This window comes from Brevibacterium sp. (assembly GCF_052105255.1).
GTDB lineage: Bacteria > Actinomycetota > Actinomycetes > Actinomycetales > Brevibacteriaceae > Brevibacterium > Brevibacterium linens_B.
The window spans coordinates 78,834-86,494 of sequence record NZ_JBQDYQ010000005.1 but is presented as its reverse complement, the minus strand read 5'-3'; the positions used below and the strand labels follow the sequence as shown (position 1 = coordinate 86,494).

At 67.3% G+C, this 7,661-nt stretch carries 4 protein-coding genes; 1 reads left to right on the top strand and 3 read right to left on the bottom strand.

What is annotated here, in order from left to right:
* Nucleotides 1-108: 108 nt before the first annotated feature.
* Complete coding sequence (locus ACTIIH_RS03165) at nt 109-1,362, bottom strand: MFS transporter (protein ID WP_441450396.1); 1,254 nt, start codon at nt 1,360-1,362, stop codon at nt 109-111.
* A gap of 29 nt (nt 1,363-1,391) precedes the next feature.
* Nucleotides 1,392-3,131, bottom strand: a complete 1,740-nt coding sequence (gene argS, locus ACTIIH_RS03160; RefSeq protein ID WP_441450395.1) for an arginine--tRNA ligase — start codon at nt 3,129-3,131, stop codon at nt 1,392-1,394.
* An 87-nt stretch (nt 3,132-3,218) separates the two neighbouring features.
* On the opposite strand from argS, the gene ACTIIH_RS03155 reads away from it, so the two are divergent.
* The gene (locus ACTIIH_RS03155; protein ID WP_441450394.1) at nt 3,219-6,545 is read left to right on the top strand and encodes a S41 family peptidase; all 3,327 of its coding nucleotides are present in this window, start codon (nt 3,219-3,221) and stop codon (nt 6,543-6,545) included.
* A gap of 195 nt (nt 6,546-6,740) precedes the next feature.
* Here ACTIIH_RS03155 and ACTIIH_RS03150 read toward each other — a convergent pair whose 3' ends face one another.
* Complete coding sequence (locus tag ACTIIH_RS03150; protein WP_441450393.1) at nt 6,741-7,328, bottom strand: hypothetical protein; 588 nt, start codon at nt 7,326-7,328, stop codon at nt 6,741-6,743.
* Nucleotides 7,329-7,661 lie beyond the last annotated feature (333 nt).

Sequence of the window (7,661 nt, the reverse complement as noted above, 5' to 3'; positions counted from 1 at the left end):
GGGGGGCCCCGCGCGTGTTTTGGTGGGCGCGCCCCCCCTTCGTCCCCCCCGCCGGCCGCCCCCCCCCCCGCGCCGGCGGTGCCGCCCCCGCCGTCAGGTAGCAAGAGCCTATTCGGGGTCGAGGGCCTCGCGTCCGCCGCGGGGGAACCCTCCCGCCCGGCGGGCGGCCACGAGCCCTGTGATCGTGAACGCGAGGGTGGCAGCGAGGATGAGCAGCAGCGTGGCCGTCCATCCGGCTGTGGCGGTGTTGAGCCAACCGGCGAACGGCGGGGCCAGGGTCGCTGCGAGGTAGCCGCCGAATTGGACGCGCGCCGAAGCGGACGCGGTCTGGGCGTCGCTGCCGGCGGTGCGGGCGATGATCGAGAAGATCGCGGTGAACCCGCCACCCTGGGCGATGCCGCCGGTGGTCGCCCACAGCCAGTAGGCGCCGGGGGCCGCCAGCAGTCCCACGGGCAGGGACAGCCAGAGGACTGCGACGGTCGCCACGGGCACCCACGGCTTCGTCTTCACGGCCAGCAGCGGCACTCCGAAGGCGCCGAGGATCGCCGCGATCTGGAACAGGGATGCCGTGCCTCCGGCGGCAGTGGGGGCGAGCCCGATGGTGTCGCCGAGGTAGCTCGGCAGCCACGTCGTCGTCGTGTAGTAGGCGGTCGACTGGCCGGAGAACGTGATGATGAGCAGGGCGATGATCAACCGGAAGGAAGCCGGAGCCTCGGCCCACGACTGCTTCGCGGCGGGGGCCGCCTCGGTGATGGACGGGTCGTCAGTCGAATCGACGGCCTCCGCGGCAGCGCGGGCAGCCTCCCCCTCGCGGCGCACGCGCACGCGGATGAGCACCATCCAGAAAGCGAGCCCAGCGAAGGCGAGAACACCCCATGCGGCCAGGGCCCAACGCCATCCGAGAGCCTCGGCGAGCGGGCCGGTGCCGATGAGAGTGGCCATCGACCCGACGTTCATCATCGCCGAGTACAGGCCGGTGACCATCGACACCTGTTCCCACGGGACCTCGCGGCGGATGATGACGGGGACGACGATATTGCCCAGGGTGATCGCGAGGCCGATGATTCCGGTGCCCACGAGCACGAGCCAGGACGGACCGACCGACCGCAGAACTGTGCCCAGCAGGACACCGGACAGACAGGCGAGAACCGTGGCTTCGGCCCCGAGGCGGGTGATGAACTTCCCCGCCAGCGGCGTGGCCAGCGCAAACAGCAGAACCGGCAGACCAGTGAGGAGACCGAGTCCGGCGGCGCTGAATCCCGTGCCCTCCTGGATGTCGGGCAGGATCGCCGTCGGCGCGATGATCGGGGTGCGCAGGTTGAGGGCGAGGATGACGATGCCCAGAACGATCCAGGGCAGCATCCTCTTGGCAGAAGGCCGCTGAGGCGAACTCACATCCGCTCGGGAACGCGGATGCCGAGCACCCCTAGACCGGCCTGGAGGACCTCGAGCACGATCGCCGAGAGCCGCAGACGGGAGTCGCGCAGCTCTTCGGTCTCGGCGATGAGCACCGGGCACTGCTCGTAGAACGAGGTGAATGCCTGGGCGAGATCGAACAGGTAGGTGCACAGGCGGTGGGGCGTCGACCCGGCGGCCACCTCGGCGACCACATCGGCGAAGCCGAGGATCGACAGGGCCAGCTCACGTTCGGCCGTCTCGCCGAGGCTGATCGCCGCGTTCGCGACCTGGGAGGCATCGACGCCTTCGGCCTCAGCTTTGCGTCCGATCGAACGGATCCGGGCACCGGCGTACTGGAGATACGGGGCGGTGTTGCCGATGGGGGCGAGCATCCGGTCGAGGTCGAAGGTGTACGAAGTGTCGTGGGCGACGGAGAGGTCGGCGTACTTGACCGCACCGATGCCGACGATGCGCGCGACCTCATCGGCCTCCTCGGGGCCGAAGTCCACGTGTGATTCTGCCAGGGTCGTCTTCGCTCGGGTCACGGCCTCTTCGAGGAGTTCGGCCAGGCGCAGCGGGGCACCCGAACGGGTGCGCAGGATCTTGCCGTCGGATCCGAGCACATTGCCGATCTTCACGTGCTCGGCGCTGAAGGTCTCCGGCAGCCAGCCGGCCGCGCGGGCGACGGTGAAGACCATCTCGAAGTGCATGGCCTGCGGGGTGCCGACGACGTAGAGCGCCCGATTGACACCGAGGTTGATCGCCCGGTTGCGGATGGCCGCGAGGTCGGTCGTGGCGTAGCCGTAGCCGCCATCGGACTTGCGGATGATGAGCGGCAGGGGTTCGCCCTCACGACCGGTGAAGCCTTCGGGGAACACGCACAGCGCTCCATCGGAGATCGTGGCCAGGCCCTTCGCCTCGAGCTCGTCGCAGACCTCGGCGAGCATGTCATTGTAGGTGGACTCTCCGGCAAGATCGGCGTCGGTGAGGGTGACGTCGAGGAGGGAGTAGATGCGGTTGAAGTACTCGCGGGAGTAGCCGACGAGCGTCGTCCACAGGCCCAGGGTCTCTTCGTCGCCGCTCTGGAGTTTGACGACGCGGGACCGGGAGCGGGTGGCGAAGGCTTCATCTGAGTCGAACTTCGCCCGGGCCGCCTGGTAGAAGGCGTTCGGGTTCTCGGACACTTCGGAAGCCTCGTCGGAGTCGACTCCCACATCGAGGAGGTGCTCGATGAGCATGCCGAAGGGGGTTCCCCAGTCGCCGATGTGGTTCTGGCGGATGACCGTGTTGCCGACGAATTCGTGGGTGCGGGCCAGGGCGTCGCCGACGACGGTGGTGCGCAGGTGCCCGACGTGCATCTCCTTGGCCACGTTCGGGGCCGAGTAGTCGATGGCTACCGTCTGCGGATCCGTGTTCTCAGGAGCGGCGGCGACTCCGCCGGCGGACAGGGTGGAGGCAAGGAATTCCGGGGTGAAGGTGAGGTTGATGAACCCGGGTCCGGAGATCTCCGGGGTCTCGCACACACCCTCGAGGTCGAGGTTCTCGACGATCTGTGCGGCGATGTCGCGCGGCTTCGACTTCAGCTCCTTGGCCAGCGGCAGGGCCACATTGGCCTGGAAGTCTGCGAACTGGCTGCTGCGGATGACGGGGTCACGTCCGGCGAAGTCCTCACCGAAGGCCTGGGTGAGGGCGGCGGCGAAACGGTCCGTGAGCACAGAAGTCAGAGATGGCATGTGCCCATTCTATTGCCGCGTGCAAGTTGCCTGGGCATCGGTTCCGGCCCGCGGTCGCCGCACAGTCGAGCTTGTAATGTGGGTCACGTGACTTATCTTCGCTATCCCCATATCCAGTCCGATCTCATCACCTTCACCGCCGACGACGATGTCTGGCTCGTTTCCTCCGCCGGCGGCCGCGCCTGGCGGCTGACCTCCGATCATGCGCCCGTCCGGTCACCGAGGATCTCCCCCGATGCAGCGCACGTCGCGTTCGTATCCTTCCGCACCGGACAGGCGGAGCTCATGGTCGCCGAGGTGGCCACCGGAGCCCTGCGTCGGCTCACCTGGTTGGGGTCGAGCGCGATGACGATGCTCGGGTGGGCCGATGCCGCCCATATCCTCGTCGGTGCGAATGCCGGGGAGTTCGAGGTCCGCAACCATGTCGTGAAGTCCGTGAGCCTCGACGGTGAGGTCGATCGGCTGTCGTTCGGTCGTGCCTCGGGTCTGGCCCGGCACCACACGGGAGTGACCGCTCTGTCGACGCCGTTCTCCCGTCCGCCCGCGCACTGGAAGCGCTACCGGGGAGGCACTGCGCCGAGGCTGTGGCTCGATCGGGTCGGCAACACGAACTCTGCCGGCATCGGAGATGGAACCGGAGCCCGGTGGCAGCGGCTGCTGCGCGAGGAGGAGGCCTCTCTGACCGACCCGCTGTGGGTCGGCGATTCGCTCGTGTTCACCTCGGACCGGGCCGCGACCTTCCCTCACCATGCCGATGAGCAGGCGAACCTGTGGATCATCGACGGACTGGCCACCTCGGCGAGTTCGGGTGATGACTCGGTCGAACCACGGCAGCTCACGCACCAGACCGAGGCCACCGGCTATGTCCGTGACGCCACGACCGACGGCACCCGCATCGTCTGGCACTCCCGTGGGGAGATCAAGATCCTCGACAGCCTCGACGCCGAGGTCCGCACCCTCGCAGTGACCCTGCCGGGCACCCAGGTGCAGCCGCTGAGCCTCGATCCGAAGACCGGGCTCAACCACATCAGCCCCGACAGAGAAGGCAATGCCTCGGTGGTGGAATGGCGGGGCAAGACGTTCTGGCTCGCCCACCGCGAGGGCCCGGCCCGGGCGCTGTGCGCGGATTCGTCGATCCGCACCCGCGAGCCCCTCGTCCTCGGGGACACCGGGTTCGCCGCGTACATCACCGACGTCGAAGGGGAGGACGCGATCGAGGTCGCGTCCGTGACTGGGGACAAGCCGCCTCGGCGAATCGGGGTTGGAGCCCTGGGACGGGTCCTCCACCTGAAGGCGGATCCGGCGGGGAAGATGCTCGCCACGATCTCCCACGACGGATCGATCCGGACCGTCGAGGTGGGCAATGGTCGGACGCGTCTGGTCGGGCATTCGGGACACGGCGAGGCGCGCGATCCGCGGTTCTCACCCGATGGGAAGTACCTCGTGTGGTCCCAGCCGACGCAGGGTGAGGAGCTGCTCGCGCAGCTGATGATCGCCGAGGTGAAATCGGATCGCGAGGCCCAGCCGCTGACGACCGGCAAGTTCAATGATTTCTCGCCGACGTTCACCCGGGACGGGAAGTTCGTCGCCTTCCTCTCCGATCGCACCTTCGATCCTTCGTACAACCAGCATTCCTTCGATCTGTCGTTCAACGGCGTCACCCGACCGTGGCTGCTGCCCCTGGCCGCCGGTGAACCTGCGCCCTTCGGACCGAGCGCCGGCGGATGGGCGATCAGCGAGGTCACCGAGGAGGCGAAGTCCGAGCGCGGTCGCGGGGACAAACCGGCCGCCACCGTCGAGGTCGAACTCGAGGGAGCCGAGGAGCGCATCGTGCCGTTCCCGGTCGCCTCGGGGGTCTTCCGCGATCTCGAATCCGCCGAGGGAGGACTCGTCTGGCTGCGCACCGGCGACGTCGAAGCCGGTGAGCTCGGCACCGGGCGGGCCGGAGATGCCGGTGACAAACCCGCCGAGGTCATCCAGTACTTCGATTTCGCCAAGCGGAAGGTCACCACCGTCGTCGACAAGGCCGACGAGTATGAGATCTCCGGAGACGGCAAACTGCTCGTCGTGCGCAGCGACGATGCGATCAGCGTGGTTCCGGCGAACCGGAAGGTCGAGGCCGACGATGACGAGTTCGTCTCCATCGACATCTCGCGTCTGCGATTCGAGCTCGACCGTCGGGCCGAATGGCTGCAGATGTTCGAGGAGAACTCCCGGATCATGCGCGACCACTATTGGCGCGAGGACATGAACGGGGTCGATTGGGAGTCGGTGACGCTGCGCTGGCGTGCCGTGGCTGCTAAGGCCCTGACCCATGACGATCTCGTCGACGTACTGTGGGAGACCGTGGGCGAGCTCAACACCTCGCATGCCTATGTCAGTCCGCCGTCTGGGCTCGGCGATGGGTCGAAGAAGCTCGGATTCCTCGGTGCGGATCTTGAGCGGAGCGCTGAGGGTTGGACGATTTCTCGCATCCTTCCCGGTGAGAGCAGTGAACCGGAGGCAAGGTCGCCGCTGCGCCAGGCCGGAGTCGGAGCTGCCGTCGGCGATATCATCGTGGCTGTCAACGGTCAGCCCGTCGACGAGGCGGCCGGTCCCGCCGCACATCTGCAGGGGGCCGCGGACACGATCGTCGAGCTGACTCTGCGCCGCGGTCGCAAGGACCGCACGGTCGCCGTCATTCCGCTGCCCACCGAGGAGAAGCTGCGCTATCAGGATTGGGTGCGCTCCCGCCGGGAGTATGTGGCCGAGAAGTCCGGCGGCCGCATCGGCTACGTCCATGTGCCGGACATGACCTCGTACGGCTGGGCACAGCTGCACCGGGATCTGCGACAGGCCACGGCCTGTGAAGGCGTCATCGCCGATGTGCGATTCAACCGAGGCGGTCACACGAGTGCTTTGGTGGCCGAACGCTTCGCCGACCAGGTGGTTGCCTGGGGTGCGGCGCGCAACTATGACCAGATGGACCGGGATCCCGAGGACGCTCCGCGCGGGCCTGTGGTCTTCGTGGCCAATGAGTTCTCCGGCTCCGACGGCGACATCATCAACGCGCGCGTGCAGGCCAAGGGCATCGGCCCGGTCGTCGGCGTGCGCACGTGGGGCGGAGTCGTCGGCATCGACGGTCGCTACGATCTCGTCGACGGCACCGGAGTGACGCAGCCGCGCTATGCCTTCTGGATCGAGGGCAAGGGCTGGAGTGTGGAGAACTACGGCGTCGAGCCCGATATCGAGGTCGAGCACGATCCCGGTCAGCTCTTCGCCGCCGACGATCCACAGCTCGACCGTGCCATCGCCGAGGTGTTCGCGGGGTTGGAGGCCCGGCCCGCCGCTCAGGCGCCGGAGTTCCCGCCCCCGCGCGTGCAGCCGCTGAAGAAGGACGGTGCCGGGGCGCCCGACGCTCCTGCCGAGGACTGACCTCCCGCGCAGGCATCACTGGCCGGTCGGCACCCGACCTAAGCCCACTTGCCTGCTGCCGGAAGCCGGCGGCTGCTTCGGCCCAGCCACCGCGTGGTGAGTCATCGACTTTTGGTCCAGTCATCGAGATAAAACTCGATGACTGGACCAGAACCCGATGACGAACCGAACGAAACCCGATGCGTGCCGGGCTCTCTACCGCTCGGTCGGGGCCAGGGCCCACACGGCGACGGCGAGCAGCACGAAGCCCGAGATCACGCCGCTGATGACCGGGATGAACGCCGGAGCCGCCGCGAAGAAGGCGATGAACCCGCCGATTCCGCAGAGGGTCACGGCGGTGGCGAGCACATGAAAGCGATCGAGCTCGAACACCCAGCCGAGCGCGAAGAAATGAGTGCCGACGACCACCGCCACCCACGCCACTCCGAGTTCCGAGTGGCCGAGGCTCGCCAGCAGCCGGGTTCCGGCGAACAGCAGGACCGCCTCGATGAGCACGATGATCCAGTAAGCGCGCCAGGACGTCCGTTCACGACGACCGCTGTCCCCTGATGCGCCGAGGCGGTCGCCACCACCACGTTTCCGCAGCAGTCCGCGAACTGCGAAGACGACGACGCCGACCGTGATGACGAGTGTCCGCCCCAGGGTCGAGAACTGGACGGTGTTGAGGACGAGGAACAGCAGTCCGAAGCCGGCACCGATGAGCGCCCCGATCTCAGCACCGTCCGCTGTCCGCCTGGTGCTGAGTCCTGTCGTGTGGTCAGGGTCGGGTGCTTCTGCGGTCATCATCGTCCGTTCGTCCGTGCGCTCTATCTGCCCCCGGGAGAGTACCGAGGGCCCGGCAAAGCCATTTTCCACCACGAGGTCTGCGACAACATCCCTTACAGCAGTCTTCCCAGCGAACTCACGTGTTTCCGCCCGAGCAACGTGGAGAGTCCATCAAATACGTCGTTTCCACTCCCTCCAAATGAGTCATCGGGTTCTGATCCAGTCATCGAGAGAAAACTCGATGACTGGATCAAAACCCGATGACGAAGTGGCCGAAACCCGATGCAGGAGGCAGATGAACCCGTCTTCAGTCACGTGGACGCTGACGAACTCCGCGCCGTGGCGGGGGCA

Coding starts and splice junctions, on each gene's coding strand:
- ACTIIH_RS03165 (WP_441450396.1), bottom strand. CDS start 1,362: ATGCTGCCCTGGATCGTTCTGGGCATCGTCATCCTCGCCCTCAACCTG.
- argS (WP_441450395.1), bottom strand. CDS start 3,131: ATGCCATCTCTGACTTCTGTGCTCACGGACCGTTTCGCCGCCGCCCTC.
- ACTIIH_RS03150 (WP_441450393.1), bottom strand. CDS start 7,328: ATGACCGCAGAAGCACCCGACCCTGACCACACGACAGGACTCAGCACC.